Annotated in this window: 31 protein-coding genes; 24 read left to right on the top strand and 7 right to left on the bottom strand. The window is 62.4% G+C overall.

The window, feature by feature from the left end; genetic code table 11:
* The 4 genes from C0456_RS09195 to C0456_RS09180 are packed head-to-tail and all read right to left on the bottom strand — an operon-like array spanning position 1 to position 4,139.
* Complete coding sequence (locus C0456_RS09195; protein WP_291050838.1) at positions 1 to 765, bottom strand: ABC transporter ATP-binding protein; 765 nt, start codon at positions 763 to 765, stop codon at positions 1 to 3.
* On the bottom strand, positions 762 to 1,544 hold the full coding sequence (locus C0456_RS09190; RefSeq protein ID WP_291050835.1) for an ABC transporter permease: 783 nt from the start codon (positions 1,542 to 1,544) through the stop codon (positions 762 to 764). Before C0456_RS09190 ends, C0456_RS09195 begins: the two co-directional genes overlap by 4 nt.
* Positions 1,545 to 1,553: 9 nt before the next feature.
* A complete protein-coding gene (alr, locus tag C0456_RS09185; protein ID WP_291050832.1) occupies positions 1,554 to 2,612 on the bottom strand; it encodes an alanine racemase in 1,059 nt (352 codons plus the stop codon).
* A 48-nt stretch (positions 2,613 to 2,660) separates the two neighbouring features.
* Positions 2,661 to 4,139, bottom strand: a complete 1,479-nt coding sequence (locus C0456_RS09180; RefSeq protein WP_291050829.1) for an MFS transporter — start codon at positions 4,137 to 4,139, stop codon at positions 2,661 to 2,663.
* A 146-nt stretch (positions 4,140 to 4,285) separates the two neighbouring features.
* On the opposite strand from C0456_RS09180, the gene C0456_RS09175 reads away from it, so the two are divergent.
* The 16 genes from C0456_RS09175 to C0456_RS09100 all read left to right on the top strand — a co-directional run bounded on the left by C0456_RS09175 (position 4,286) and on the right by C0456_RS09100 (position 16,450).
* Positions 4,286 to 4,771, top strand: a complete 486-nt coding sequence (locus tag C0456_RS09175; RefSeq protein WP_291050827.1) for a hypothetical protein — start codon at positions 4,286 to 4,288, stop codon at positions 4,769 to 4,771.
* Positions 4,772 to 4,835: 64 nt separating this feature from the next.
* On the top strand, positions 4,836 to 6,038 hold the full coding sequence (locus C0456_RS09170) for a DUF2336 domain-containing protein (protein ID WP_291050826.1): 1,203 nt from the start codon (positions 4,836 to 4,838) through the stop codon (positions 6,036 to 6,038).
* Positions 6,039 to 6,165: 127 nt separating this feature from the next.
* Entirely contained in the window at positions 6,166 to 6,621 is a 456-nt protein-coding gene (locus tag C0456_RS09165) for a Na+/H+ antiporter subunit E (protein WP_291050823.1), read from the top strand.
* Positions 6,618 to 6,914 (top strand): monovalent cation/H+ antiporter complex subunit F, encoded by a 297-nt coding sequence (locus C0456_RS09160; RefSeq protein ID WP_035593356.1) that lies wholly within the window; start codon positions 6,618 to 6,620, stop codon positions 6,912 to 6,914. The genes C0456_RS09165 and C0456_RS09160 overlap by 4 nt, the downstream gene beginning before the upstream one ends.
* A 1-nt stretch (position 6,915) precedes the next feature.
* Positions 6,916 to 7,284 carry a monovalent cation/H(+) antiporter subunit G gene (gene mnhG / locus C0456_RS09155; protein ID WP_291050821.1) on the top strand — a complete coding sequence of 123 codons (369 nt, stop codon included), beginning with the start codon at positions 6,916 to 6,918 and terminating at the stop codon, positions 7,282 to 7,284.
* Positions 7,281 to 7,892, top strand: a complete 612-nt coding sequence (locus tag C0456_RS09150; protein WP_291050818.1) for a DUF4040 domain-containing protein — start codon at positions 7,281 to 7,283, stop codon at positions 7,890 to 7,892. Before mnhG ends, C0456_RS09150 begins: the two co-directional genes overlap by 4 nt.
* Complete coding sequence (locus C0456_RS09145; RefSeq protein WP_291050815.1) at positions 7,889 to 8,341, top strand: Na(+)/H(+) antiporter subunit B; 453 nt, start codon at positions 7,889 to 7,891, stop codon at positions 8,339 to 8,341. The genes C0456_RS09150 and C0456_RS09145 overlap by 4 nt, the downstream gene beginning before the upstream one ends.
* A 3-nt stretch (positions 8,342 to 8,344) precedes the next feature.
* Complete coding sequence (locus tag C0456_RS09140) at positions 8,345 to 8,845, top strand: cation:proton antiporter subunit C (RefSeq protein WP_291050813.1); 501 nt, start codon at positions 8,345 to 8,347, stop codon at positions 8,843 to 8,845.
* Positions 8,842 to 10,380, top strand: a complete 1,539-nt coding sequence (locus tag C0456_RS09135) for a monovalent cation/H+ antiporter subunit D family protein (RefSeq protein ID WP_291050812.1) — start codon at positions 8,842 to 8,844, stop codon at positions 10,378 to 10,380. The genes C0456_RS09140 and C0456_RS09135 overlap by 4 nt, the downstream gene beginning before the upstream one ends.
* Entirely contained in the window at positions 10,377 to 11,885 is a 1,509-nt protein-coding gene (locus tag C0456_RS09130; RefSeq protein ID WP_291050810.1) for a monovalent cation/H+ antiporter subunit D family protein, read from the top strand. The genes C0456_RS09135 and C0456_RS09130 overlap by 4 nt, the downstream gene beginning before the upstream one ends.
* The gene (locus tag C0456_RS09125) at positions 11,882 to 12,325 is read left to right on the top strand and encodes a hypothetical protein (RefSeq protein ID WP_291050808.1); all 444 of its coding nucleotides are present in this window, start codon (positions 11,882 to 11,884) and stop codon (positions 12,323 to 12,325) included. The genes C0456_RS09130 and C0456_RS09125 overlap by 4 nt, the downstream gene beginning before the upstream one ends.
* Entirely contained in the window at positions 12,325 to 14,100 is a 1,776-nt protein-coding gene (locus C0456_RS09120) for a Na(+)/H(+) antiporter subunit D (RefSeq protein WP_291050806.1), read from the top strand. The genes C0456_RS09125 and C0456_RS09120 overlap by 1 nt, the downstream gene beginning before the upstream one ends.
* A gap of 184 nt (positions 14,101 to 14,284) precedes the next feature.
* Positions 14,285 to 14,698, top strand: a complete 414-nt coding sequence (locus tag C0456_RS09115; RefSeq protein WP_291050804.1) for a MucR family transcriptional regulator — start codon at positions 14,285 to 14,287, stop codon at positions 14,696 to 14,698.
* A 147-nt stretch (positions 14,699 to 14,845) separates the two neighbouring features.
* On the top strand, positions 14,846 to 15,346 hold the full coding sequence (locus tag C0456_RS09110; protein WP_291050802.1) for a PAS domain-containing protein: 501 nt from the start codon (positions 14,846 to 14,848) through the stop codon (positions 15,344 to 15,346).
* Positions 15,347 to 15,446: 100 nt separating this feature from the next.
* A complete protein-coding gene (locus C0456_RS09105) occupies positions 15,447 to 15,791 on the top strand; it encodes a helix-turn-helix domain-containing protein (protein ID WP_291050799.1) in 345 nt (114 codons plus the stop codon).
* Positions 15,788 to 16,450, top strand: a complete 663-nt coding sequence (locus tag C0456_RS09100) for a hypothetical protein (RefSeq protein ID WP_291050797.1) — start codon at positions 15,788 to 15,790, stop codon at positions 16,448 to 16,450. Before C0456_RS09105 ends, C0456_RS09100 begins: the two co-directional genes overlap by 4 nt.
* Before the next feature lie 6 nt (positions 16,451 to 16,456).
* Here the strand turns inward: C0456_RS09100 and C0456_RS09095 are convergent, their stop codons facing one another.
* Together C0456_RS09095 and C0456_RS09090 are read right to left on the bottom strand one after the other, a co-directional pair.
* Positions 16,457 to 16,876 (bottom strand): SufE family protein, encoded by a 420-nt coding sequence (locus C0456_RS09095; RefSeq protein WP_291050795.1) that lies wholly within the window; start codon positions 16,874 to 16,876, stop codon positions 16,457 to 16,459.
* Positions 16,877 to 16,961: 85 nt separating this feature from the next.
* A complete protein-coding gene (locus C0456_RS09090) occupies positions 16,962 to 17,933 on the bottom strand; it encodes a hypothetical protein (RefSeq protein ID WP_291050792.1) in 972 nt (323 codons plus the stop codon).
* Between the two features lie 148 nt (positions 17,934 to 18,081).
* On the opposite strand from C0456_RS09090, the gene C0456_RS09085 reads away from it, so the two are divergent.
* The 8 genes from C0456_RS09085 (at position 18,082) to C0456_RS09050 (ending at position 24,922) form a co-directional block, all read left to right on the top strand.
* Positions 18,082 to 19,692: a HAMP domain-containing sensor histidine kinase gene (locus C0456_RS09085; protein ID WP_291050788.1), complete on the top strand. Its 1,611-nt coding sequence runs from the start codon at positions 18,082 to 18,084 to the stop codon at positions 19,690 to 19,692.
* A 132-nt stretch (positions 19,693 to 19,824) separates the two neighbouring features.
* A complete protein-coding gene (locus tag C0456_RS09080; protein ID WP_291050786.1) occupies positions 19,825 to 21,063 on the top strand; it encodes a glycosyltransferase in 1,239 nt (412 codons plus the stop codon).
* 109 nt (positions 21,064 to 21,172) lie between these two features.
* Positions 21,173 to 21,475: a hypothetical protein gene (locus C0456_RS09075; protein WP_291050783.1), complete on the top strand. Its 303-nt coding sequence runs from the start codon at positions 21,173 to 21,175 to the stop codon at positions 21,473 to 21,475.
* A 41-nt stretch (positions 21,476 to 21,516) separates the two neighbouring features.
* The gene (locus C0456_RS09070; protein WP_291050781.1) at positions 21,517 to 21,876 is read left to right on the top strand and encodes a DUF1491 family protein; all 360 of its coding nucleotides are present in this window, start codon (positions 21,517 to 21,519) and stop codon (positions 21,874 to 21,876) included.
* 61 nt (positions 21,877 to 21,937) lie between these two features.
* Entirely contained in the window at positions 21,938 to 22,270 is a 333-nt protein-coding gene (locus C0456_RS09065; protein WP_291050778.1) for a hypothetical protein, read from the top strand.
* 105 nt (positions 22,271 to 22,375) lie between these two features.
* Positions 22,376 to 22,780: a hypothetical protein gene (locus C0456_RS09060; RefSeq protein WP_291050776.1), complete on the top strand. Its 405-nt coding sequence runs from the start codon at positions 22,376 to 22,378 to the stop codon at positions 22,778 to 22,780.
* Between the two features lie 78 nt (positions 22,781 to 22,858).
* Positions 22,859 to 23,227, top strand: coding sequence for a hypothetical protein (locus tag C0456_RS09055; protein WP_291050773.1), 369 nt, complete (start codon positions 22,859 to 22,861; stop codon positions 23,225 to 23,227).
* 93 nt (positions 23,228 to 23,320) lie between these two features.
* On the top strand, positions 23,321 to 24,922 hold the full coding sequence (locus tag C0456_RS09050) for a peptide chain release factor 3 (protein ID WP_291050770.1): 1,602 nt from the start codon (positions 23,321 to 23,323) through the stop codon (positions 24,920 to 24,922).
* On the opposite strand, the gene C0456_RS09045 is transcribed toward C0456_RS09050, so the two are convergent.
* Positions 24,891 to 25,373 carry a PAN/Apple domain-containing protein gene (locus C0456_RS09045; protein WP_291050768.1) on the bottom strand — a complete coding sequence of 161 codons (483 nt, stop codon included), beginning with the start codon at positions 25,371 to 25,373 and terminating at the stop codon, positions 24,891 to 24,893. The two genes, C0456_RS09050 and C0456_RS09045, sit on opposite strands and share 32 nt — an antisense overlap.
* Positions 25,374 to 25,387 lie beyond the last annotated feature (14 nt).

The following is a 25,387-nucleotide window of genomic DNA, read 5'->3' as shown; positions in this document are numbered from 1 at the left end:
CTAAATCGCCGGCTGTATCGGCCCTTCGGCTCGTCCGTTGACGAACTGATCCACGTATTCGTTGCCGCTTGCGTAGACATCCTTCGCCGGACCGCGCCAGATGATCTTGCCGTCGAGCAGCATGGCGATTTCGTCGGCGATTTTCTTCGCGCTGGCCATGTCATGGGTGATCGTGACGGCGGCGGCGCCGAGGCCGCGGACCATTTCGAGGATCAGGTCGTTGATGGCGTCTGCCGTGATCGGATCAAGGCCGGTGGTCGGCTCGTCGAAGAAGATGAGGTCCGGCTCGGAGATGATCGAGCGGGCGAGCGAGACGCGCTTCTGCATGCCGCCGGAAATCTCCGCCGGATAGAGCCCGCCGACATCGGCGCCGAGGCGCACTTTCTTCAGCGTTTCGATGGCGCGTTCTTTTGCGTCCTTGCGGCGCATGCCTTCGGAGTTGATCAGGCGGAAGGCAACATTTTCCCAGACGGTGAGCGAGTCAAAGAGAGCGCCTGCCTGGAACAGCATGCCGATGCGCGCCCGCATGGCTTCGCGTGTCTTGCCTTTGGCGTTTGTCACGTCCTGCCCGTCGAACAGGATGCGTCCGGCGTCCGGCGTCATCAGACCCAGCGCGTTTTTCAGCATCACGGATTTGCCCGAGCCCGAGCCGCCGATGATGACAAGGCTCTGACCGGGCGCCACATCAATGTCGACGCCGCGCAGCACCTTCTTCGGACCGAAGGATTTCTCGACGCCTTCAAGCTTGAGCAGGGAAACTGTCACAGGCCGATCTCCACAAAGAGGGTGGACATGACATAGTTGAACGCAAGGATCAGTACTGCCGCGCCAACCATCGAAAGGGTTGCCGCGCGGCCCACGCCGGTGGCGCCCGCCTGGCTGCGGTCGCCCTGATAGCAGCCCATTATCGCGATTACGCCGCCAAACACGACCGCCTTGATGAGGCCCGCGATAATGTCGTTCATCGTGACGAAGTCGATCGTGTTGCGCAGATAGACGGTGGAATCAAAGCCGAGGCCATAGACGCTGACGAGCCAGCCGCCCATCACGCCGACGACATCGGCCAGCGCCACCAGCATCGGCAGGGTGACCAGCGCTGCGATGAAGCGCGGCGCATACAGATAGCGGAAGCGTGAGGCGGACAGGGTTTCCAGCGCGTCGATCTGTTCGGTAACGCGCATGGCGCCGATTTCGGCGGCGATACCGGCAGTCACGCGGCCGGCCAGCATCAGGCCTGTGATCACGACGCCAAGTTCGCGGGTGATACCCAGCACCACGATGCTGGGCACAAACTGTTCGGCGCCATAGCGGCTGCCGCCTTCATAGATATTGAGGGCAAGGGCCGCGCCAATGAACACGGCCGACATACCCACCACGGGTAGCGAATAGAAGCCGATCTTGACCATCTGGCTGAGGATCTGCCCGCCATACCAGCGGGGGGTGAAGGCGGCGCCTTTGACCTGCGCAGCAAACACCGCGAGGCGGCCAACCTCGGCAAACAGCCCAAGCACAGCCCGGCCAATCAGTTGAAAGGGATTCTGCATGGTCAGGCCTCAGCGGTAAACACGTTGCACTCTGGGGCCAAGCCCTGTCAGCAGTTCGTAACCAAGCGTGCCACAGGCAGATGCCTGCGCCTCGAGTTTGGCGTTCTCACCCAGAAATTCAACCCGTTCGCCGATTTTGGGTTGCTTGGTGCAGCCGGTGATGTCGATCGTGATCAGATCCATCGAAATACGTCCGAGCACTGGGCAGGGAAGGTCGCCCAACCAGGCAGTCATCCGGCCGCCCCCGGAGCGGGGAATGCCATCGGCATAGCCGAGGCTGCAGGTTGCCAGAAGCCGGTCTTCAGCCAGCGTATGCGTGGCGCCATATCCGACATGCTCGCCGGCGCGCCCGGTGAAGACTGAGAGAATGCTGGCCTCCAGGATCACGGCGGTCTTCAGATGGGTGCCTGCCGGAGGCTGCGTGCCGCCATAGAGGGCGAGGCCGGGGCGGGTCAGATCGTAGGCGAACTTCTTGCCGAGATAGCAGCCATTGGAGTTGGCAAGGCTGGCAGGCGTATCCGGAAAGGCGTCGGCCACCTCATTGAAGGCCTTGCGCTGCTGCGCGTTCATCGGGTGGTCTGGCTCGTCGGCGCAGGCAAGATGGCTCATCACCAGCACAGGCTGCAACCGGCGCAGGCTGGCGAGTTCCTTCTCGCCAAGATCGGTGGGGAGGCCGAGGCGGTTCATCCCGGTGTTGAACTGCAAGGCGCAGGAGCCCTGCATCATGTTCGTCCAGAGGAGGACATGGGCCTCGCTGGAGAGGACGGCTGTGAGATTGGCGTCCCGGTAAAGGGCCAGTTCCCGGCCCGGCATGGGGCCGTTCAGTACGAAGATGCGGGCGGCCTTGCCGGCAGCCTTTCGGACAGCGGCGCCTTCTTCGGGATAGGCGACGAAAAACGTCTGGCAACCGGCGATCCGCAGGGCGCGGGCAACCCGCGCGATGCCAAGGCCATAGGCATCTGCCTTGACCACAGCCGCCGTCGTGGCGCCCGGATGCAGAGCATCGAGCGTCCTCCAATTGTCGGCGATATTGCCGGTCAGGACGGTGGCGCGGGGCGTGTGGCTCATGGGCCCATCGCTAGGCGAGTTTCAGCGCCTTGTCATCCTGCCTGCCTGCTACTTGCCACCTTCATTATGCGCGACCCAGGCAGAGCCCTTCATGTTCCAGACGGGCGTGAAGAACACCATCCACAGGATCAGCAGGATCATGCCGCCGGCCGGAACAATGGCGATCTTCTGCGGCCCGAAGATATCCACCAGCAGCCCCATGAGGGCGGCGCCGAAGGGGGCGCCGGCCATGAAGCCAAGCTGGTAGATAGACAGCACCCGAGCGAGCTTTTCCTTCGGCGCGGCGTCCTGAACGATCGACCGGCTCATGGCGATGGAGATGCCCGCCGCATTGCCCCAGATGAACACGATCATCAGGAAGGCCCAGTGCGGCACCACCCAGAGCATGGGGATCATGGCCGCAGACGCTATGAATTGGGCAATCAGCAGCAGGCGGCCCTGGCGCTTGATGCGCCGGAAGATCGCCAGCACTACCGACGAGGCAAAGGCGCCCATCCAGAAGGTGACGAACATGTCCCGAATGCCGGAGGAGCCGAAGTGATAGACGTCCCGGTTGATGATCGGCAGGACGACCAGGAAAGACCCGATCACGAACACGCCGACCCCAAACATCAGCATCGTCATGGCCGAGAGCTTGCCATCACTGCGCACGGCTTTCACCCCGTCGAGGATGTCGCCAACGGCAGCGCCGATGCCCTTCCGGCCGGTGCGCACCTGGCGCCCGCGCGCCATGAAGAGGGCAAAGCCGGCCCCGCAGGCCAGCGCAACGCCCTGAACAATCAACAGGGTGCTGGCCGAAATCGGCCCGACCGAGAAACCCCCAAGCCAGAGGGGCATACGGGTCGCCTTGTCGGCATAGCCCGCGAGGATGAGCCCTCCGATCTGGGCGAGGAATTGCGCCATGGTGGCGAGCGTCACCCCCAGCTGCAGGGTGACGCTTGAGCCGACCCGCATCCGCCGCTCGACCACTTCATTCACGATGGCGTCGCGCGCAGGCATCATGAAGGCGCCAATGGTGCCAATCGCCAGTGCGTAGAAGATCATCGCCGGATAGGTCAGCTCTCCGCGTGAAACAGCAACGGCCAGGAAGAGAGATGGCACGGAAGCCAGGAGATGAAGCAGGATCAGCAGCCGGCGGCCATCTGCGCGCTCGGCCACAACGCCGCCGATCAGAAGGAACACAACGGAAGGCGCCGACAAGGCCATATTGGCAAGCCCGAGCGCGAGGCCGTCCAGATGCAGGTGGTTTCGTCCGGTGATCAGGTATGGAAAGAGAACCAGCTGGAGCCCGAACGCCATGAACCAGCTGCACTGGACCCCGAGATAGGCAGGCAGCTCGATCTTCACGCCGCGGCGGAGTTTCCTGGCCCGCCAGTTGGTGGCGGTCACCAGAAAGGACGCGCCTGCCGTGATCGCTTCGCTGACGCCGCTGACGGGTGACGTCACATTCACGGTCGCATCGACTGCGGCCGGGCTGTCTTCCTGAGCGCGCGTTTCTTCGGCGTCTTTTCCGGCTTCTTCTGTCACTGATTGGTCCCCACGCGGCGCATACTCATACAAACCTGCCGATAATGGAACGCGATCGCTAGCAGCAGCCGGGCATGGTTGCAAAGGCAGGACTGTGCCGATAGGTTTTTTATGGCTTGTAAACCATGTGGGTGAGGTCTCTTCCGATGCGGACGTTCCGGTACGCGGTCAGCTGGGGGATCGCCCTCGCTCTGGCGGTGATGTTCCTGCATATGACGCTGCATCCCTGGCCGGCGCCGGGTGTGGGGGATGTGAAATTCTTCGACCCCCCTGGTCAGCACGTGGTTTTCGCTGCGCTGGCGGAGAAATCAGGAATTACCCTGTTCGAGCCGGCAGGCAGGTTTGTGGCTGGATTGCTTGAGCTTGTGGCCGCCATCCTCATCGTCTTGCCCTTCAGCCGCCGGTTCGGGGCAATAATCGCCGTCCTTATTTTCGGATCAGGCGTAGCCCTGCATCTCTCTCCCTGGCTGGGGCGGGAAATCGTGCTTCCGGATGGGGCAATGGATGGGGGAACCCATTTTCTGGTGGCTGTGATCCTGCTTGCCCTCAGCCTGTTGCTGCTGGTGGTCCATCCGGGACGCTCGCGCACAAGCCGGGTGCTGACGCCTGCCCAATACTGGCGGCATGCGTAAACCAGATTCCATTTCTCATTAATAAATTGATGCAAACCTGCCCGGCAACGCCTTAGGTTTGCGCATGGCTGACGCGACAGAGTCCAGAACACATCTGCCGGTAGGGGCTGCTCAGGAAGCGCTTCTCCGCCGGATACTGGATGTTGTCTCGATGCCGGCATCCCGTATCCCGCCTCAGGACCGGCAGATGGCGGGCGATATTCTGCTCGATATGCTGTTTCATGCCGGAGAGCGTGAGCGCGTTATGTGTTCCACCCGCCTGGCGGCGAGCCGCGAAGCGCCCCGGCGCCTCCTCCGGTATCTTGCCCAGTCGAATTTTACCGTAGCCCGGCCATTGCTGGAGGAAAGTGAAGCGTTCGATGACTGCGACCTTGCAGAGATCGTCCGGCAGACGACCCCTGAGCACCGGCTGACGGTGGCCCGGCGGCGGAACCTCTCGGTTGCCGTCACCGCTGCCATTTCAGACGTTGGCGAGCCGCACGTCATGCGGGAGCTGCTGGCCAACCGGACAGCGGCCTTCGCCGAGACAACCATGGACAGGCTCATCGCGGCCTCGCGGGATGAGCCCAGCTATTGTCCGCTCCTGGTCGACCGGATCGAGTTGCGCCCTTCCCACGCGATGGCGATGTTCTGGTGGGCTGATGCGGCCACGCGCCGGAAAATACTGACACGCCATGCGGCTGACCGTCAGGAGATGATCTCTCTCTGCTCGGATGTGTTCGAAATGGCGGCTGTGGAGGGGTGGCAGGATCCTGTCGCGCGCAAGGCGCTGCAGCTGATCGAGCGGCGGCAACGTAACCGGGCGGCGATCGAGCGCAGCCCCTATGACAGCCTTGAAGACGCTGTTCACGCTGCGGCCAGTTCTGGCATGGAAGCAAAGATTGCTCAGGAGATCGGCTATCTCTCGGGCATCAAACCGGTAACGGCCGCCAAGATACTCTCTGATCCGGGCGGGGAAGCTCTGGCAGTGCTCTGCAAGGCGACGGGTCTCAAGCGGGAATATCTCGGCATGCTCTGGACGGCGCTCCGCCGGCCGCTGGAAATCGATCCCGGTGTGCCCCATCCGCAATTCCAGCTGGTTGCGGAAACATATGAGGTGCTTTCGGTCCTCAAGGCGCAGACAACGCTGCGCTACTGGAACTGGGCTTTGTCCTCCGCTTACTCGCCTGCGGCGCTACGCCACGCCCAATCCCTGGGAGAGCCCGCCAATGAAGAGGCTGAGTTCTCGACCGCCCAACGCACTGCTCGCCTCGTCTTCGGGCGTTAGTGTCTTTTTCGGGGCGAACGGGCTTTTCAAGCGGGCCCGCGCCCTTTAGGTGGGTCGTTCACCAAATTGGGATCGGTCGGAGCTGAGGGGCGCTGTGGCGTATTTCTTGGGACTACTGGCGGCCTTGGTGGCTTTCTGGCTCGGTAATTCGGGCCATTACAAGCCGCTGATGCTCGGATTTGGCGGCGCCTCGGTGCTGCTGACGATGATACTTGCCTACCGGCTGGATATCATCGATCGCGAAGGCGCGCCCTATGTGCGGCTGCCTCAGCTGATGAAGTATTATCCCTGGCTGGCGGTCGAAGTCGTCAAGTCGAATTGGGTCGTGATCCGGGCGTGCCTGCGCGCTGATCTGGACATCACGCCGACCCTCGCGAAGATCAAAACCACCTGCAAGACCGACCTCGCCAGAGTGACGTTCGCCAATTCGATCACGATGACACCGGGCACGGTGACTGTGGAAATCGAGGGAGACAAGCTGCTGGTTCACGGGCTCTACGAGTCTGGCACGGAGCCGGAGGGGTTCATTGAAATGGACAAGCGTTGCGCTGCTGCCTGTGACCCCAAGGAGACCCGCGCATGACAGCTGCTGCTCTGATCGCCATTCTGATCGGAATGGTGTTGCTGCTCGTGCGGGCGCTGATGGGGCCGACGCTCTATGACCGCATTCTGGCGGTCAATGCGTTCGGCACCAAGACCGTGCTCGTCATAGGGCTGCTTGGCTATGTGATGGGCCGTCCCGACTTCCTGGACATCGCCATGATCTACACGCTGATCAACTTCGTCACCACGATCGCGATCCTGAAGTTCTTCCGCTACCGCTCCTTCCAGGTGCCTCTTGCGCGGCGGGTTGATCCTGCCAAAGGCGGTGAATGACATGGGCGACTTCTTCGCAAATATTGGAAATTTCTGGGAGTTCCTGCGCCACCCGCTCGGCGGGGTGGCTTGCCTTGCCGGCGGGCTTCTTTGCATTGTCAGCGCTATCGGCGTGCTGCGCTTTCCTGACTTCTATACCCGCCTGCACGCGGCCAGCGTGACCGACACATCCGGCGCCGCGCTGATCCTGATCGGCATGGCCCTGATGGCGCCCAACTGGCTGGTGCTGGTGAAGCTGCTGTGCATCTTCATATTCCTGTTCCTCACCAGCCCCACGGCCTCGCATGCGCTTGTGAACGCCGCGCATGTTGCCGGCCTGCAGCCGCGGATTGGTCCTGTCGGCGCCGCTAATCCGGAGGACGAAGCATGAGGGACCTGTTTACGGCAGATGCCGGCCCGCTGCTGATCAACATCACGCTTCTGGCTATCCTGTTTATCGTGGCGCTCGCCATTGCAAGGCTGCGCAGCCTGTTTGCCATCGTCATGCTGTCGGGCGTCTATTCGCTCGTTTCTGCTGCCTGGTATATTTCCGTTGACGCGGTGGATGTGGGCTATACCGAAGCGGCGGTCGGGGCCGGCATGTCCACGGCGGTGCTTCTGGGGGCGATGCTGTTGACCGCGCGCACCGCCAAGCCCGAAAAGCCCCTGTCGAAACTCGGCCCGTTCCTGGTTTGCGGCGCCACCGCTGCCATGCTGATTTATGCAACAGTTGACCTGCCGGGCCTCGGCGATCCCAACTCTCCCGCCAATACCGGACCGGGCATGACCTATGTGCATGTGAACTGGTTCGATACCGGCGTTCCGAACGTCGTGACCTCGGTTCTGGCAAGCTATCGTGGTTTCGACACGATGGGCGAGACAGTCGTGGTCTTTGTTGCCGGTCTGGCCGTTGCCATGCTGCTGGGCTTTGGCGAACGGTCGCTCGCCGAAACGCTGCGGAACAAAAAGCGCAAGGGCAAAGAGGGCGATGCATCATGAAGAGTGATCATCACGTGATTTTGCGCGTTATCGGAAAATGCTTCATCCCGCTGATCGTGATTTACGGGTTTTACGTCCAGTTCCATGGTGAAGTAGGGCCGGGCGGTGCCTTCCAGGCTGGTGTGGTGCTGGCCGTTGCCATCATCCTTCATTCGCTCACATTCGGCCTCGCCACTACAATGCGCGCCGTGCCGCCAGTATTTGCGCGTACGCTCGCTGCAGTCGGTGTGCTGATCTATGTCGGCGTCGGTTTCTGGTCGATGATGCAGGGCGGCCTGTTCCTGGAATACCAGGCGCTGTTCGGCGAGCCGCCGGGTGGTCATGACGGCCAGCATGCCGGTATCATCATCGTTGAGCTGGGCGTGCTGTTTGCGGTCACAGGTGCGATGATCACCATCTTCTACGCGCTGGCTGGCCGCGTGGCTGAAATCCGTGACGAGGACTGGTAAGCCATGGTCGAATTTGTTCTCGAACGCGCAGGGTACTGGGCAATCATCTGTCTTATGATGATCGGCCTCTACATTGCCTTCTCTGCTGAAAACCTCATCAAGCGCCTCGTCGGGCTGTCGATCTTCCAGACGACAATCTGTCTTTTCTATGTGTCGCTTGCCAAAGTCAGTGGCGGCACAGCGCCGATCCTTCTGCCGGAAGATACGCCGTATCATTCCGACCCGGTGCATGACGGGGTGAACGGTCCAGACTCGCTGCTGGCGGCAACCGGTGAACGCTTCGCCGACCTGCATCACCTTTATTCCAATCCGCTGCCGCACGTCCTGATGCTGACGGCGATCGTCGTTGGCGTGGCCACGCTCTCGCTTGGCCTCGCCCTGATCGTCCGCATTCGCGAAGCCTATGGCACCATCGAAGCCGATGAGGTTCGCGAGATCGACATGCAAACTGCGTTCGCCCAGGAACTCGAAGCAGACAAAGACATCAAAGAGGCTTCGGCATGACGCTGGAATCCGTGCTGACCTCCGCGCCCGCCTGGGCGCTTGCGCACGCGCCGATACTGATCGTTGCAGTGCCGATGCTGATTGCGCCGCTCGTGGCGATCCTGCCCAACGGGCGTGCGGCCTGGCTCATTTCCGTCCTGACGGCGGCGGTATCCTTCTATCTGGCCATCGTCACGCTGGGGCTGGTGCAATCCTCGCCGACAGGGGTCCTGTCCTATGAAATCGGCCGCTGGCCGCCGCCCATCGGCATCGAGTTCCGGACCGATGCGCTGAATGCGATGATCCTGCTGCTGGTGACCGGTATCGGCTTTCTGGCATCGGTATTTTCCTGGCCCACGATTGCCTCCGAGCTCAAGAACCGCAACAAGCTCGGCATGTTCTACGCGGCCTTCCTGCTCTGCATGGCGGGCCTCCTGGGCGTCGCCTCGACAGGGGATGCGTTCAACCTTTTCGTCTTCCTGGAGATCAGTTCGCTGGCCACCTATGTGATGGTTGCCATGGGTGCGCAGCGCGATCGGCGGGCGCTGCCGGCGGCCTTCAACTATCTGATCATGGGTACGCTGGGCGCCAGCTTCTACATCATCGGTATCGGCTTCCTCTATGCGGCCACCGGTACGCTGAACATGGCCGATATTGCAGACCGCCTTCCGGCGCTCACCACCAGCCGGTCGGTTCAGGTCGGCTTCGCGTTCATCATCGTCGGCCTCGGCCTGAAGGCCGCGATGTGGCCGCTCCACCAATGGCTGCCCAACGCCTATTCCTACAGCCCGAGCTTCGTCACCGTTTTCCTCTCGGCAACGGCAACCAAGGTGGCGCTCTACGCGCTGGTGCGCTTCCTGTTCACGGTGTTCCGCCCGGAATACAGCTTTGAGTTGGCAAGCTTCTCCTGGATCCTGGCGCCGCTGGGAATTGCAGCGATGGTCATCTGCAGCTTCCAGGCGGTGTTCCAGACCGATGTGCGCCGCGTCCTGGCCTATTCCTCTGTAGCGCAGGTTGGCTACATGCTGCTGGGCGTGTCACTGGCCACCGCGCCGGGCGTGGCGGCGGGCCTGCTTCACCTCTTCAACCACGCCCTGATGAAGGGCGCGCTGTTCATGGCCATTGCCGGGATCGTGATGACCCATCAGGGCACGACGATACGTGACTTTGCCGGCCTTGGCCGCACGGCGCCATGGACGATGACGGCCTTCGCAATTGCCGGTCTTTCGCTGATCGGCGTGCCGCTCACGGCAGGCTTCATCTCCAAGCTGCAGCTCGGCTACGCGCTGTTTGCCGAAGGCTGGTGGTGGGCGGTGCTGCTCGTCGTGTTCTCCAGCTTCCTGGCTGTCTTCTATGTCGGCCGCATTCTGCAGGCGGCATTCTTCCAGCCGCCCATCAACCCGCGCAAAACCCATAAGGAGGCGCCGCTGCTTATCCTTGTGCCGCTCTGGATACTGGCGCTCGCCAATCTTTATTTCGGCATTGCCGCCGATTTCCCGCTGGGCCTTGCCCGTGACGGGGCCGTGGCTGCCCTTGGTCTGGAGGCGTTCCGATGACCCCGGAAACCCTCATTGCCGCCGTCATTCTCCTGCCGCTGATGATCGCGGCGGGCATTGCCGCCATGGGCAAGTTCCCGAACATCCGGGAAGGTGTCACGATTGTCGGATCGATTGCCCTGTTTGCGGTGGTGATCCAGCTGGCGGCGCTGGTGTCGTCTGGCGCGCGCCCGGAACTGTTCGTCGGCCAGGCCGCGCCGGGGCTGGAGATTGCGTTCAAGCTGGAGCCGCTCGGCGCATTGTTTGCGATCGTGGCCAGCGGCCTGTGGATCGTGAACTCGTTCTATTCCATCGGCTACATGCGCGGGAACCGCGAGCGGAACCAGACGCGCTTCTACATCTGCTTCGCCATCGCCATCTGCGGCGCCATGGGCGTTGCGTCGGCGGCCAACCTGTTCACGCTTTTCATCTTCTATGAAGTGCTGACGCTGTCGACCTATCCGCTGGTCGCGCACAAGGGAGACGCAGCCGCCCAGCGCGGCGCGCGCATCTACCTGCTGACCCTGCTTGGCACCTCCATCGGCTTCTTCCTGACAGCCATCATGTGGACCTGGTTCGTGGCCGGTCAGCGGCTCGACTTTGTCGAGGGCGGCCTTCTGGCGAATGTCCAGATTTCGCCGGTCGTTGCCAGCGCGCTGCTGCTGCTGTTCGTGTTCGGTATCGGCAAGGCGGCGCTCATGCCGTTCCATTTCTGGCTCCCGAACGCGATGGTGGCGCCAACGCCGGTCTCTGCGCTGCTGCACGCCGTGGCGGTCGTGAAGGCAGGGGTGTTCACGGTGCTGAAGGTGTCGATGTATATCTTCGGCGCTGACCTGCTGAACGCGACCCCATCCCGCGAATTCCTGATGGATGTGGCCTGTATCACCATTGTGGTCGCGTCGCTGATTGCGTTGACCAAGGACAATCTCAAGGCGCGTCTTGCCTATTCAACGGTGGCGCAGCTGGCCTATGTCACGCTCGGTGCCATGCTGGCGGACAAGGCCGGCTTCATGGGCGGCTCGCTGCAGATCGCGGCCCACGCCGTTGCCAAGATCACGCTCTTCATGTGCGCCGGGGCTATCTATGTGGCCACGGGTCTCACCAATATCTCCGACATGCGCGGCCTTGGCCGGAAGATGCCGCTGATCTTCATCGCCTTCTTCATGGCCTCCCTCTCGATCATCGGGGTGCCGCCCTTTGCTGGGGACTGGCCGAAGTATGAGCTGATGCAGGGCGCGGTCGACCGTGGGGCAGACTGGGTGCCGTTCATCCTGATTGCGTCTTCGGTGCTGAACATTGCCTATCTGCTGCCGATCCCGATCCTGGCGCTGATGCCGCCGCCACCGGAAGCTCCGGTGAAGGAATTCAAGCGGCCGGGCGGGGCGCCCGCGCTGACGGTGGCGGCGCCGCTGTTCACCGCCTTCCTTTGCCTCATCCTCTTCCTGCTGGTTGATCCGATGGGAGATTTCCTTGCGCCCGCGCTGGATGCGGCCACAACCACAGTTCAGGAGGCCGCGCTGCCATGAGCAACGACACGACCCCTCCCGTCCGGGATACGTCCGGCCGCTTCGTGAAAACGGCGGCTGAAAAGGTGAATGCCATGAGCCGGACTTCGGAAGACGGCATTCATCCGATGTCGCGGGTGCTCTTCGGCTGGACCGAGAAGAAGGGCATTGGCGGGATCATCTTCTGGGGCATGGCTGGCCTGTCGATCCTGCTGGTTCTGCTCGATCTTGTGGTGCCCCGGCATGAAAAGATCGGCATCGCAAATGCTGTCGGTTTTTACGCGCTGTGGGGCTTTGCGGCGTTCTCGTTCGTCGTGCTCATGGGCTGGCCGCTCGGCAAGCTGCTGCGCCGTGACGAAAACTATTATGGCGATCTCAGCGGTCCGCCTGCCGATATCGATCCGGCGATTGCTGACCGCCTGAATGCGGGCGAACCCAAAGCCTTTGAGGGAGAAGAATGATGCCGGCTTGGCTTGCTGCCCTCAATCCCGGCTGGCTGATGATCCTTGTGGGCATCGCTGCCCTTTTCATCCCATACCGCCAGGTTCGCCAGGTGCTTACCGTCGGCACGCCCATCGTCGCGATCGCGCTGCTCGTGATGGCGCCACATGAGGTGGACCTGCTGACCGCCGAAGCGCTCGACATCACCTTCAGCTTTTACCGCGTCGACAGCCTGAACTTCATCTTCGGCCTCGCCTTCCTGATCGCGTCTTTGCTCAATGCCATCTATGCGCTGCACACGAACAATCCCCGCCAGGATGGCATGGCGCTGGCCTATGCCGGCGCGGCGGTTTCGGCGAGCTTTGCGGGCGACCTGATGACGCTGTTCATCTTCTGGGAAATCACCGCCATTACCTCGGTGTTCCTGGTGCTGCAGGCGGGCACGCGGGCGGCCTACTTTGCCTCGATGCGTTATCTGGTGATCCAGATCCTGTCGGGCGTGATCCTGCTCGATGGCCTGTCCTATGTCTGGCGCTACAATGGCACGCTCTCGCTCGAGGCCTTCCAGAGCTTCAGCGATCCCGGCGCGATCTACATATTCATCGCGCTCGGCATCAAGGCGGCCTTCCCCTTCATGCATAACTGGCTGCAGGATTCCTATCCCAAGGCCTCCGTGGTCGGGGCGGTGGTGCTGTCTGCCTTCACCACGAAGCTTGCGGTTTATGGTTTTGCGCGCCTGTTCCCAGGCTTCGATGCGCTGATCTGGATCGGCGCCATCATGACCGTCTTCCCGGTCTTCTTCGCCGTGATCGAGAACGATCTGCGCCGGGTTCTGGCCTATTCGCTGAACAACCAGGTCGGCTTCATGATCTGCGCCATCGGGGTCGGCACAGCCGGGGTGGGCAACGCGCTCGCCCTGAATGGCGCCAGCGCGCATGCTTTTGCGCACATCATCTACAAGGCCCTGCTGTTCATGAGCATGGGCGCGGTGCTTTACCGTACCGGTACGACCAAGGCGTCGGAACTGGGCGGGCTTTACCGCTCCATGCCCTGGACGACGCTGTTCTGCATCATCGGCGGCCTGTCGATCTCGGCCTTCCCGCTCTTCTCCGGCTTCGTCGCCAAGTCGCTGACAATGAGCGCGGTGGCGTATGAAGGCGTGTCGGATGCCGGCATGGTTGTCGTCTGGCTGATGCTGCTCTTTGCCTCGGCAGGTGTGCTTGAGCATTCGGGCATCAAGATCCCGTACTTTGCCTTCTTCGGCCACGACAGTGGCAAGCGGGTGAAGGAAGCGCCATTCAACATGCTTCTGGCAATGGGTATGGCCGCTTTCCTGTGTATCGCCGTCGGCCTCCCCGCGATCATTCCGGGCTTTGGCTATCAGTGGCTCTACAGCCTGCTGCCATATCCGGTTGAGGCTTCCAGCTATCAGCCCTTCACGCTGGAGCACATCCTCACCCAGATGCAGCTTCTGGTACTGGCTACCTTTGCCTTCATTCTGCTCAAGCGCTTCGCGCTCTATCCGGCAGAGAAGCCCGGCACGATCCTCGATACCGACTGGTTCTACCGCAAGGCCGGCTACGGCTTCGTGCAATGGTCGGGCACGGTCTGGGGCAAGATGGGGCCGGCGATGTCCGCCATGTTCTCGCGGCTGTCGGAGAGGGCCTACAAGCGGCTGGAATCTGCCTTCAGTCCGCGAGGAGAGATCGCGCGGGGTGGTTTGTCCGGCGGCGCATCGATCTGGACCGCCGTTATCCTGGCGGCTGTGCTGTTGATGTCCTTCCTGTCGAGCTGACGAAACGGCCAGCCGGAAACCCCGGCTGGCCCGTTTTTCCTGCCCGGGACACGCGCTCACGGATGCAATAAAACCTCAATGGAGGCCGCCCGCCTGGCGGCCTGTCAGACAGTCTCGGAATTTCTGTATTTGACCTTTGTCAGAGGTGACATACGCTTCCCAAGTAATGGACGGGGTGCAGGGTATGCCGGAAGAAGAGAACGTGTCGGTCAGATCGAACGATTTCGTTGTATATGCTACAGAAATTGTGGCTGCTTATGTCCGGAATAATGCGGTGCAGACGACAGAACTTCCGGACTTGATTCGCAATGTTCACCGCTCCCTCGTGGAACTTGGCGATCCCATACGCGAACCGGAGCGGCTGAAACCGGCTGTTTCCGTGAAGAAATCCATACAGCACGACTATCTGATCTGCCTCGAAGACGGGCTGAAGTTCAAATCGCTGAAACGGCACCTGCGGTCAAAATATGACATGTCGCCGGATGAGTATCGCGAGAAGTGGGGCCTGCCGGCAGACTATCCCATGGTCGCCCCAGGTTATTCTGCGCAGCGGTCAAAACTGGCCAAGAAAATGGGCCTCGGCCGCCAAGAACGCTAAGCATAGCGCAAGAAAATACAGGTCATTGCGAAATCGAAACGAAATATTTCGCTAATCTGTGTTAACAAATTCCTTCATCGACTCTTGATCCCAGAGTCTACTCGCGCGATAGGTGATTCTTATCGAATCACCGCGGGGGCGGCAGTCATGCGTCAACAGAATGTTTTTGCCGGTATCACAGATGCTCAGGAAGTGCTGATCCAGCACTGGCAGTCGCGCCGTGATGGCAAGGGGCGGGTCGCAAGAGACAACATCGATCCCGGCGCCCTGCGCAGCGCGCTGGCCTGCATTTCGATCGTCGAAGTGGATGAGGCCGGTGAATGCCGGTTCCGGATCGCCGGGTCGAGGCTGCGGGAGATTTTCGGGGTTGAGGTGCGGGGTATGCGCCTGACGGAAATCGCCGGCGCCCATGGCGAGTGTTATGCGCTTGGGCTTTCCGCTGCGCTGGAGCGGGGCGAGCCGGTCGGCGGCATTATCGAGATCGAGGGCCGGATCCATGCCTGGCTGCGTCTGCCACTGGTGGGCGATGATGGCCAGCTGAGCCAGGTTCTGTGCCATGATGAGCTGCTGCCGAGCCGCAGGCTGCTGCGGACGCTCCCCAAGGATGACGGGCTTATCCAACATTCCAGGTCACGCTTTGCCGCCTGATCCCCAGCATTTTCCGGGCACTTGCTTGCTGGAATAGGAAAGTTATCCTACACCTCTCGATCTCGGCTATGATCTCCTCATAACCGAAGAGGAGTGGTGAATGGCGGAGTTCAATCCCCAAAGAGATGAAGACAGGGCCTATCTGGCGGGCGCGCTGGTGGCTTACGCCCTTGGCCTGAAGGCCGAGGCTGTGCTGTCGGAGGAGCGTGGAAATCCGGTCCATGCGCGCGCCCGGCATATTGCGATGTATCTGACCCATACGGCCTGCGGAATGAGCCTTGCCCGCGTCGCCCGTGCCTTCGGCCGGGACCGCTCGACCATTTCCCATGCCTGCCGGATCATCGAGGATTATCGGGAGGACGCGGATTTCGACATCTGGATCGAACAGCTTTCCAGCGGCATTCAGTCGGTTGTCCTGCTGGGGGCTGCGGAGGTGGCGGTATGAGCCGGGCGAGGTTGCGCGCCTTGAGCGAAACGCAGGTGCGCCGCGTGCTGGCGGCAGGTGGCATGCTGGTGGAAAGCGGCGGCCAGTGGCGGGCCTATCGTTGCCAGGATGCAAGGATGTCGGCTGCGGGGTGCATTTCCCCGCTGATTGCGGGGCGGCTAAAGGCCGAAGGCGCGGTGCACGCGGACCCGCAAAAGCCCCGGCGTTGGCTTGCCATCCAGCCGCTTGCCCCTTCGGGCGCGGCCATTCCTCCGCCAGTCAGGCTGCTGGAAGGAAGGCGTGGGCAGAAGCCGGTTTCCCTGTTCGATACGATCACCGCTGACCTCATCAGCAAGCCCGGCGAGCTGGCAAGGCTCAGGGCGGCCAGCCAGCGTTTCCTTGTCGATATGCATCAGGCGTCCACGCGCCCGTCCAAGCTCGGTGAACGCAGGCCGCCAAGTATGGGGCCGGAGGCGGCGCTGTCACGTCTGGCTGCGCTGGAGGCCGTGATTGGATTGGATAGGTTCCGTCAGCTTGAAAGCCTTCTGGTCCGTTCGGATACGGCGAAAGCCTTTGCGCGTGAGGCCGGGCTGGAGGAACCCGGGGCTTACAAGGCCGCCCTCGCTGCGCTGATGGCGTTGATCGAGGCGTATGATCTGGCGATCAAGGCGCCGCGTTGAAGGTGCTCAGCCTGCCAGAGCGGCCCCGGCATCCCGCCGGATGCGCGCCAGCATTGAGGCGAGCCCGTTGGACCGCTGGGCCGTCAACGCGCCTTTGACGCCGATCTCGTCGAGAAAGCTTTCGGCGTCGAACGCCGCGGCTTCTTTCAGGTCCGATCCGGAGTAGAGACGGATCAGCAGGGCGATGAGACCGGAAACAATCATCGCATCGGACTCCGCCCGCACATTGATCTGGTCATTGTCGATACGGGTGACCATCCAGACTTGCGAGGCGCAGCCGCGTACCTTGTTTTCCTCGGTACGCTCACCCGCTTCCAGCGGCGGATTCTGCTTTCCCAGATCGATGATGTGGGCGTAGCGGGCCTCCCAATCCTCCAGCCAGGAGAATTCTTCGCGAATGTCGGCGGCGGCGTCTTGAATGCTCATCGCCGTCATCTGGGGCAAGCGGGGCAAAAAATAAACCCCGGCGCAGGCCACTGCGCCGGGGTTCATCGGAAATCTTTGGCAGCGCCTATTTGTAAACGGCGCCGAGGCAGTCAGCGATTTCAGCGAGGGCGTGCTGGCTGATGCAGTGGGGAACTTCAAACTCCTGGCCCACGCCGGCGACACAGCCCTGCAGCTGAAGGTTCTGCATTTTCATGCAGCTCTGGACGCTGGGCTCCAGCATCACGCGGCTGAGCCTGGCTTCCTCAACCGAGTCGGCGCCCAGGATGCGCAGCGCGGCGACCGAAGCAATCTGGTTTGCCACCGGCTCCTTGCCATACTTCACCTTCTTCTTCCCGCCCGTGAAATTGCCGGTGAGGAAGGTGGGCAGGCGCACGGCGGTTGCCACATCAGAGGCGGTTGCAACCGCTGTGGTCACGCCGGCAGCGTTGGTGTCGGAAAGCGGCGTGGCGCTGGGCGCCACAAGAGCCGCCAGGATCAGATTGTCAGCGGATTTGCCGCTGCCCTGAAGTAGTTTGACGTTTTCGGCGCGCCGGCCGCCATCCCGGATGCGCGATTTCGCCCAGCCATAACCCTGAAGGGAATATCCCTGCTCCTTGACGATGGCGGCCGTCGAATAGAGCCGTGCCAGGTCTTCATCCGTCACAGCGATGGCAGAGCCGACCGCATCATCGCCGCCTTTGAGCGAGCGCGCATAGCCACCGCCGCTGGCGAAGCTGTTGACCACGCGGTCACGGCCGTAAAATGCCTCGATGTCGCGCACATTGGCGCGGAAATCGGGATCCTGCGAGGCGACAAGGGCGGAATAGGAAATCCAGCCCCGCGTCAGCTGGTCGGCATTGTAGGAGCCGAGTGTTTCGAGGGCGGCATCAATGTCGCCCGAAGATTTGAAAGGTTTCCCGCCGACTTTGTCTGCGTCGGACTGGTAAGTCATATAGACGGCGGCCTTTTCAGAGACCGGGTCCTTGTTTTGAGCTATCGATACGCCGGCAAGCCCAGCTACTGCCAGAACCGCTGCGAAAATCCGCACTGCAGCCATGTTTCTCTCTCCCTCACGCGACACGCGATAGTGATGCCTTAACTTCCCTGACGGGGGAACCTCGCCTTGTCTGTTTGCAACATTACAAATACAGCAGGTGATCGTTCTGGCAGAAAATGCCTAATAAATCTCTCTGGGGTGTTAACGCTTGGACCCCCTTATGTCGCAGAAGCGATTACAGTTTGTCCACGTTGCCTGGCTCGCATTGTGCGGCGGCAGCGGGCTTGCGGGCCTGATCGCGGGCGCGCCCCTGTGGGCGGTGCTTGCGATTATGGTTACCGCGAGTGTGCCGGGAATCGCCGGAAGCCTCGTTCCGGCAGGTGATTCGTCCTGGCGCGGACTGGTCGTGATTTCCTGGACGTTGGTGGCGCTTGCCGGCTTGATTCTGACCGGTGGCGGGGCCTCACCCTTAACCATACTGCTGCTGGCGGCGCCGCTGGCGGGGCTTTTGGCTGGCGCACGGCGCATGGCGGCCGAAGCAGGGGTGTTTGCGACCCTTGCCCTTTTCCTGGCGCTGGTGGGGGGGCAGCTGGGCTGGGTGCCTCAGCCTGCCGCCTGGGCCGGGGCTGTGGCGGTGCCATTTGCCTTCTCAGGGCTCGTCGTTTCGGCCCTGATGGTGTGGATGCTGGTGCATTCCGGCATGGCCGAAAAACTCCAACAGAAACTCCAACCAGCGGCCGTTTCAGTCCCGGAAAACTCCAACGGCGCGGCCGCCGCGCGGCCGCAGGTTCCACGGGTGCCGGGACGCGGCGCAGCGCTGCTGGATGTGACGCCGGAAGGGCGCCTGCGCGGGGTGGCCGGGGATACATTCGGGCTGCATGCCCTGAGACCGGGCGCGGCGCTGACATCGCTTTTCGAACCCGGCGGATTACCCGGCGACGTTACCCAGCCTGGCGCGCGGGTGACCGGGGAGGCCACTCTGGTATCTGGCCAGCGCGTGCTGATTGCTGCCGAGACGAGTTCTGGCGGTGCCACCCTGCTCCTTTTCGCGCCGCCGGCCGGATTGGCTGATCCCGCTGAGGACGCCCGCGTGGCGTTTGAGGAAGAACTGAAACGGCGCACGGCCTTCTTCGCCTCTCTCGGCCATGATTTGCGCACGCCGCTGCACGCCATCCTGGGCTATGCCGAGATCATGCAGGCCGAACTCATGGGGCCGATGCCCGAAGTGTATGCGGACTATCCGGCGATCATCCATGAGAGTGGTACGGACCTTCTGCTGCTGGTCGATGATATACTCGACCTTGCCCGCGCCGAGGCTGGCCAGCCGCGTCTTGATCCCGAACCGGTGGATCTGGCGGCGTCTGCCGAATCTGTCATGCGCCAGCTGAAGGGCCACGCAGACCGGGCCGGGGTGACGCTGAAGCTGAAGTCGCAAGGCGAGGCCTGGGCAGAGGCGGACGCGCGCGCCGTGCGGCAGATCTGGCAGAACCTCGTTTCCAACGCGATCAAATATTCGGGTAACGGCAAGACGGTGACACTGGAAACGCGGATCGAGGGGGGCGCCGCAATCCTCAGCGTTCAGGACAGGGGCGCGGGTATTCCCGCTGACGATCTTGCCCGTCTCACCCAGCCCTTCGTCCAGGCGACCGGTGCCAAGGCTGGAACCGGGCTTGGCCTGTCGGTCGTACGCCGGTTTGCAGAGTTGCACGGCGGCGAGCTGCGCCTGAGTTCGAAACCGGGACGGGGAACCAGGGCAGAGGTCATCCTGCCCCGTGCCAGCGAGGCCGATCTCCGACCACTGGACGAAGCGGCGGAGTGACCACCATTTCGCCGCGATTATGTGCGGAATGTAGGGTAAATCCGGTGTCAGCGGGGCTTCTAGCATGAAGCTTGCAGGCGCCCGGATGGCTGGGATTTTACCGGGTGTAGGGACGCGCCCGGGAGATTGGGGATGTCTGTGAAGGTATTGTATATAGCCACGCGCTGGCCGTGGCCGGTCGAGATGGGCCGTCAGCGCATGATTGCGCAGACGCTTGAATTTGCGTCTGCGCTTGGCGAGGTTCACCTCCTCTCCTTCGGAGAAGCGCCCAAGACGCCCGCCCCGGATTACATCCGGTCCTCCGCAATGCTGGAAATGTCGGGGATAATGGGGCTGGCCCTCAGCCTGATCACGCGCCCGCTGCTGCCGCTGCAGAGCCATCTGTTCCTGAACAGGAAGGCGACCACGGCCGTGATGGACACAGTCGAACGCATTCGTCCCGATGTCATCGTGTTCGACATGGCGCGCCTCTCCCATCTCGCCCTCGCCATTCATCGCCGCTACCCCGACGTTCGCCTTGTCCTCGACATGGATGACCGGTTGTCGAAACGGTATCAGCGGATGCTGGCCAATGAGACTGTGGGCGATCTGGGCGGCACATTTGAATCGCGGCTTCCGGGCGCCATCCGCTTCCTCGTGCCGAGGCTCAAGAAGCTGCTGCTGCGCGTGGAAAAGCAGTTGATGGAACGCTCCGAACGCCGCGCGGCGGATGTATTTGACGCGATCCTGATGGTGTCGGCGCTGGAAGCGGACGAGATGCGGGCAGACTGCCCTGGAAGGGCCAGTGTTGTTGCCTTCCCGCCGCTGATCGCCGAACTGCCGGTGCCGCTGCAGGATTTCAGCCGGAGCGTGCGTTTTGTCTTCATCGGCAATGCCGGTTACGCGCCCAACGCCGAAGCGCTTGACCTGCTCGATCGCGCCGCTGTGCAAGTGAGCCGGAATACAAGCAGTTCGGATGCGGATTACTGCTTCCAGGCAGCCGGCAAGCCGCTGGCCGATGCGGCCTATCAGAAGGTCGAGGTGGCCGGTTTCGTGCCCGACCTTTCAGAGTTTCTGGCAGGCGACGCCGTGCTGGTGGCGCCCATCCTTCAAGGCACGGGCATCAAGACAAAGATCATCGATGCGCTGGAGCACAGTGTTCCGGTCATCACCACGCCGGTCGGCGCCGAAGGCCTCGGTTTGACCGAGGATGAGCACTTCATCTGCGTGCAGGGGGAAGACGATCTGGCGCAGGCCTGTCTTGACATCGTCCGCTCTCCCGAAGCCCGTGGACGCCTTGCGAGAATGGCGGCAGCGGCGCGCGACAAGGGCCTGACGACCCAGAACCGCACGATCCTCAGGGACCGGTTGGCTTTTGCGTTCGGTCTTTGAGGCGCAGCCCGGCCGCCATCATTCCGGCCTCAAAAAGCGGTGGCTTAGCCTCCCGAAGCGTGGCACGCTTGCCTATTACTATCAGCCAAGGGGATATCTCAAAATGAGAATGGCAATTGTGGCGGGCGCACTGGCGCTTGCGCTGACCGCATGCGGCGGTACTGGGGCAGCCAAGGCCTCGATAGTGAAAGCCTGTACGGAGTCGGCCGCAGACAACGCAATGTGTACGTGTATTGCTGATGGCTTGGAGAAAACTCTCGACGCCAAAACCTTCAACACTGTTGGCAAGGCAATGGCCAAGGGTGAAGAAAAGGGGGGTGAGGTTCTTGATAAGCTCCCGGCTTCGGAGAAGGCAAAGATAGAAGGCGCGATGATGTCCGTCGGCATGCAGTGCGCCTTTGGCGGCGCCTGAAGCGTGACGGGCAGGCGTGAGGCGGGACATTCGGACCGATGATGGAACGCCTGCCAGCCAGACTATGGACGGACGCGCTGATCCGCCGGGCAAATCTTGCCGGCGCCAGCGCGTTCGTCACCCAGCACGGCGATGAAGATCGCGGCGATGTGCTGGTGAAGGTTGCCCGTCTCGATGGCACGGCCGCAGCCTATATTCCGTCCATGAACATGGAGGGCGAACGGGTCTTCCTCAATCTTCTGGTCCAGGGGATCGGCCCGGACGAAGCTGCCGTGGACGACTATGTCCGCCGCGCGAAGGCACGCGACAGCGACCTGTGGGTCATCGAGATCGAGGATCGGCAGGGCCGCCATTTCCTGACCGAAGACGTTGAAGGCGAGCCCCCCGGATCAGGGGAATGACTGCGGCACGCGAGTGGGTAGCGTTCCCATCGGGGGAACCACCGGCTTGCAGGAGTGCCTTATGCTGAGATTTCCGGGAACATGTCTCGTCGCGGTCTGCCTGAGTGGCATCGCTTTGGCTGAAAACATGCCCGCCTGCGGACCTGAACTTGATGAAGCCATGCGCCTCGCCGCCAGAGAGGAAGCCCGGCAACACATTCTCCTAAACGAACTGGCTGAGATCCTCACATGGATCGAGTACGACTATGATGCTGGCCGGATCGAGGAGGCTGAATTCCTGGAAGAGATGGAAAACGGGGAACCCGAATTCCCGATTTATCAGGCCCGCTACGATGCCGCCAAAGCTGCCCATGACCGTCTGAAAGCAGCCCAGGCCGCTTGCCCGGCCGAGTGAGACGCTGGGGCCGCGCCCCTTTTCCGCCGCAAGACTGATGCGACTGTAATCTGGCCATCTTGCAATGCGCGAGGCATCCTCCCTTCACTGATAGGAGGAGATTCCATGAAACTGATCATTGCCTGCGCGCTGGCCGCGCTGACGCTTACCCCCGCCGCCTTTGCCTGCGAATCCTATGTCGCCGATGTGAACAAGGCCGGTCTTGCCGTGAAGGCGGCCAACAATGAGCGGATGGCGGTGCAGACCCGGTTTGAGGACGCCGAAAAGGAGCGCAGCCTCGTCCGCAAGGAAATCGACACCAAGGGCAATACGCCGGAGCGTCAGGCCGAGATCGATTTCTTCCGGGGCGAGATCCGCGCCGCCGAGCTTGCCTGGACCGACCGCCAGCCCGAATGGGACGCGGCAGAGGCTGAGTTGGTCACCGCGATTGCCGCCCATGAAGGCGCGTGTGGCGCAAATGCGCGCACCGGTGTCCTGATGGAAGCCCTCGGACTGAAACTGAACCGCTGACGGCAGCCACATAAACCGCCTGTTTACCCTATCCCCGCAGGTTGTGGCCTGCTGGGATAATCGGGGGCTTGGGCGGCAATGCTGTTCCTTCTGAATGACATCGTGACCGAGATCGAGGCGCCCGAAATGCGGCTGCTCGTGCGGAAAGCCGTGTTTGGCGGCGATGTGCACGGGATGCGGCCCCGCGAGGCGATGGACCTGGTGCGCGGCCGCCTGCAGGCGCTGCATGACCGGGGCCAGGTGCCCGACCGGGCGATGGTCGATGACCTCGCCGCCCTGATCATCGCCAAGACCGGCGCCAATGCGGCGCTGTTCCCCGTGCATGACGGCCGCGTGGCCGAAGCGCGCCTGACGATCCTGCCGGAAGCCATCCTCGACGCTGTGCGTACGCGCCTCGCCGAAGGCCGGGGCACCGATACGGGCGCGTTCTGGACGCGGGCGGCTTAGGCGGGAGCGGCCCGCCAAGGCAGGCAACCCCTTCTATCCATGGCCTAAATCGGTTAGGCCCTCGGCCAGATCATCTAAGACCGGCCCATCCCCATGTCGCACGTTACCGAAGCCGCCCGGCGGCGCACCTTTGCCATTATCTCCCACCCTGACGCGGGCAAGACCACGCTGACGGAGAATATCCTCCTGGCGGGCGGTGCCATCCGGGCGGCAGGGGAAGTGGCTGCGCGCGGCGAGGCCCGGCGCACAAAGTCTGACTGGATGAAGATCGAGCGCGACCGGGGCATCTCGGTTTCCGCCTCGGTGATGACGTTCGAATTTGACGGCTTCATGTTCAACCTGCTCGACACGCCGGGCCACGAAGACTTCTCCGAAGACACCTACCGCACGCTGACCGCCGCTGACTGCGCCGTCATGGTGCTCGACGCCGCCAAGGGTATCGAGCCGCAGACGCTGAAACTGTTTGAAGTCTGCCGGATGCGGGACATTCCGATTGTCACCTTCATCAACAAGATGGACCGCGAAGCGCTTGAGCCCATCGCGCTGCTGGATGAAGTGCAGGACAAGCTGCAACTCGACACCGCGCCGCTCTACTGGCCCGCCGCCAGCGGCCAGCGCTTTGCCGGCATGCTGGACCTTGCCCGCAACCAGTTCCTCCAGTTTGAGCGCCGCCCCGGCGAGCCAGCGCGCATCGGTCCGGCCACGGAAATCCCCGGCGATGAGGTCAGCCTCAAGGCGGGTCTCGACCCCTACGTCTTCGCCGAAATGGTGGAGGGGATTGAAATGGCCCGCAGCCTGCTGCCGGAGTTTGACCCGGAAGCCTTCCGCGCCGGGAATATGACGCCGGTGGTGTTCGGCTCGGCGCTGCGCTATTTCGGCGTGGCGGAACTGCTCCGCACGCTGCATGCCTATGCCCCCGGCCCCCGGTCTCAGAAGGCCGTGAAGAAGGGCGCTGAAGTCATGATCTCGCCGGACGAGCCTTCCGTCAGCGGATTTGTCTTCAAGATCCAGGCGAACATGGACCCCAACCACCGGGACCGTGTGGCGTTCCTGCGTCTCTGCTCGGGTGAGTTCCGGCGCGGCATGCGCCTGAAGACCACCAGCGGCAAGCAGCTCAACATCCACAATCCCCTGATGTTCATGGCGCAGGACCGCGAGATCGCCGAGACCGCCTATGCCGGCGATGTGATCGGCGTGCCCAACCATGGCCAGCTGCGTGTGGGGGACTCGCTCTCTGAGAATGGCGACATCCAGTTCGGCGGCATCCCAAACTTCGCCCCGGAACTCCTCCGCCGCGCCCGCGTGAAAGACCCGATGAAGGCCAAACACCTGCGCAAGGCGCTGGAAAGCCTCGCCGAAGAGGGTGTCACGCAGCTGTTCCTGCCCGCCATCGGCTCCGACATGATCGTCGGCGCCGTCGGACAGCTGCAGTTTGAGGTGATGATCGAGCGGATGACGGCGGAGTATAATCTCGAAGTCATGTTCGAGCAGGCGCCCTATAACGTTGCCCGCTGGATGGCATCAGACGATCCGAAGAAGCTCGAAGAGTTCCTTGAGCGGAACAAGTCAGCCACCGGAACAGACCTTGACGGCGCGCCGGTATACCTCGCGAAGAATGCCTGGGATGTTGGCTATGCCCAGGAGAAAAATCCGGGCATCCGCTTTACGGCAACGAAGGAGCGGGCGCTGGCGTAAGCCCGCCGCTGAGCTGGCCCGGTTCAATCTGCGGGGCGGGTGCCGGTTCGGGCACATCCCCAAGAATTGCCGTCTTGAGGCGGTTGGCGACGCCGGAGGTGGCGAGCGGATTTTCTTCCTTCCGGCCCTGGCCGCGCTTCAGTTCGCAGCGTGCCCGGGAGGCGCCGTAAGTATCCACATAAGACCAGGCCTTGCAGCTGGCGTCCTCGTCACAGGCCGTTTCGCAGGCGAGCGCCGAGGCGGTGTCGACCACGGAATATGTCGCGCCAAAACGATAGATATTCGGTTCATGACTGGCCGGGGCGGGCGTGTAGGCCGCCTCGGTCACCGTTCCGGTGGCCTCCAGCGGCGCAATGGGTCTGACGGAAAGCGTCCTGCCCTCCTTGCCATCGGCATGGGCGCTGGCGGCAAGGCCAAGACAGGCGGCGGCGATCAGCATGGCAAGGCGCATGGGTTCGGGCTCCG

This window comes from Hyphomonas sp., from assembly GCF_013823385.1.
Lineage (GTDB): Bacteria > Pseudomonadota > Alphaproteobacteria > Caulobacterales > Hyphomonadaceae > Hyphomonas.
Note: the sequence above shows the minus strand (reverse complement) of the source record. Positions and strands in the feature narration are given on the sequence as shown.

Bases quoted from the DNA above. Each gene is read 5' to 3' on its own strand.
- C0456_RS09190 (WP_291050835.1), bottom strand. From the start codon at position 1,544: ATGCAGAATCCCTTTCAACTGATTGGCCGGGCTGTGCTTGGGCTGTTT.
- alr (WP_291050832.1), bottom strand. From the start codon at position 2,612: ATGAGCCACACGCCCCGCGCCACCGTCCTGACCGGCAATATCGCCGAC.
- C0456_RS09175 (WP_291050827.1), top strand. From the start codon at position 4,286: ATGCGGACGTTCCGGTACGCGGTCAGCTGGGGGATCGCCCTCGCTCTG.
- C0456_RS09170 (WP_291050826.1), top strand. From the start codon at position 4,836: ATGGCTGACGCGACAGAGTCCAGAACACATCTGCCGGTAGGGGCTGCT.
- C0456_RS09160 (WP_035593356.1), top strand. From the start codon at position 6,618: ATGACAGCTGCTGCTCTGATCGCCATTCTGATCGGAATGGTGTTGCTG.
- mnhG (WP_291050821.1), top strand. From the start codon at position 6,916: ATGGGCGACTTCTTCGCAAATATTGGAAATTTCTGGGAGTTCCTGCGC.
- C0456_RS09150 (WP_291050818.1), top strand. From the start codon at position 7,281: ATGAGGGACCTGTTTACGGCAGATGCCGGCCCGCTGCTGATCAACATC.
- C0456_RS09145 (WP_291050815.1), top strand. From the start codon at position 7,889: ATGAAGAGTGATCATCACGTGATTTTGCGCGTTATCGGAAAATGCTTC.
- C0456_RS09140 (WP_291050813.1), top strand. From the start codon at position 8,345: ATGGTCGAATTTGTTCTCGAACGCGCAGGGTACTGGGCAATCATCTGT.
- C0456_RS09135 (WP_291050812.1), top strand. From the start codon at position 8,842: ATGACGCTGGAATCCGTGCTGACCTCCGCGCCCGCCTGGGCGCTTGCG.
- C0456_RS09130 (WP_291050810.1), top strand. From the start codon at position 10,377: ATGACCCCGGAAACCCTCATTGCCGCCGTCATTCTCCTGCCGCTGATG.
- C0456_RS09125 (WP_291050808.1), top strand. From the start codon at position 11,882: ATGAGCAACGACACGACCCCTCCCGTCCGGGATACGTCCGGCCGCTTC.
- C0456_RS09120 (WP_291050806.1), top strand. From the start codon at position 12,325: ATGCCGGCTTGGCTTGCTGCCCTCAATCCCGGCTGGCTGATGATCCTT.
- C0456_RS09115 (WP_291050804.1), top strand. From the start codon at position 14,285: ATGCCGGAAGAAGAGAACGTGTCGGTCAGATCGAACGATTTCGTTGTA.
- C0456_RS09110 (WP_291050802.1), top strand. From the start codon at position 14,846: ATGCGTCAACAGAATGTTTTTGCCGGTATCACAGATGCTCAGGAAGTG.
- C0456_RS09105 (WP_291050799.1), top strand. From the start codon at position 15,447: ATGGCGGAGTTCAATCCCCAAAGAGATGAAGACAGGGCCTATCTGGCG.
- C0456_RS09100 (WP_291050797.1), top strand. From the start codon at position 15,788: ATGAGCCGGGCGAGGTTGCGCGCCTTGAGCGAAACGCAGGTGCGCCGC.
- C0456_RS09095 (WP_291050795.1), bottom strand. From the start codon at position 16,876: ATGAGCATTCAAGACGCCGCCGCCGACATTCGCGAAGAATTCTCCTGG.
- C0456_RS09090 (WP_291050792.1), bottom strand. From the start codon at position 17,933: ATGGCTGCAGTGCGGATTTTCGCAGCGGTTCTGGCAGTAGCTGGGCTT.
- C0456_RS09080 (WP_291050786.1), top strand. From the start codon at position 19,825: ATGTCTGTGAAGGTATTGTATATAGCCACGCGCTGGCCGTGGCCGGTC.
- C0456_RS09075 (WP_291050783.1), top strand. From the start codon at position 21,173: ATGGCAATTGTGGCGGGCGCACTGGCGCTTGCGCTGACCGCATGCGGC.
- C0456_RS09070 (WP_291050781.1), top strand. From the start codon at position 21,517: ATGGAACGCCTGCCAGCCAGACTATGGACGGACGCGCTGATCCGCCGG.
- C0456_RS09065 (WP_291050778.1), top strand. From the start codon at position 21,938: ATGCTGAGATTTCCGGGAACATGTCTCGTCGCGGTCTGCCTGAGTGGC.
- C0456_RS09060 (WP_291050776.1), top strand. From the start codon at position 22,376: ATGAAACTGATCATTGCCTGCGCGCTGGCCGCGCTGACGCTTACCCCC.
- C0456_RS09055 (WP_291050773.1), top strand. From the start codon at position 22,859: ATGCTGTTCCTTCTGAATGACATCGTGACCGAGATCGAGGCGCCCGAA.
- C0456_RS09050 (WP_291050770.1), top strand. From the start codon at position 23,321: ATGTCGCACGTTACCGAAGCCGCCCGGCGGCGCACCTTTGCCATTATC.
- C0456_RS09045 (WP_291050768.1), bottom strand. From the start codon at position 25,373: ATGCGCCTTGCCATGCTGATCGCCGCCGCCTGTCTTGGCCTTGCCGCC.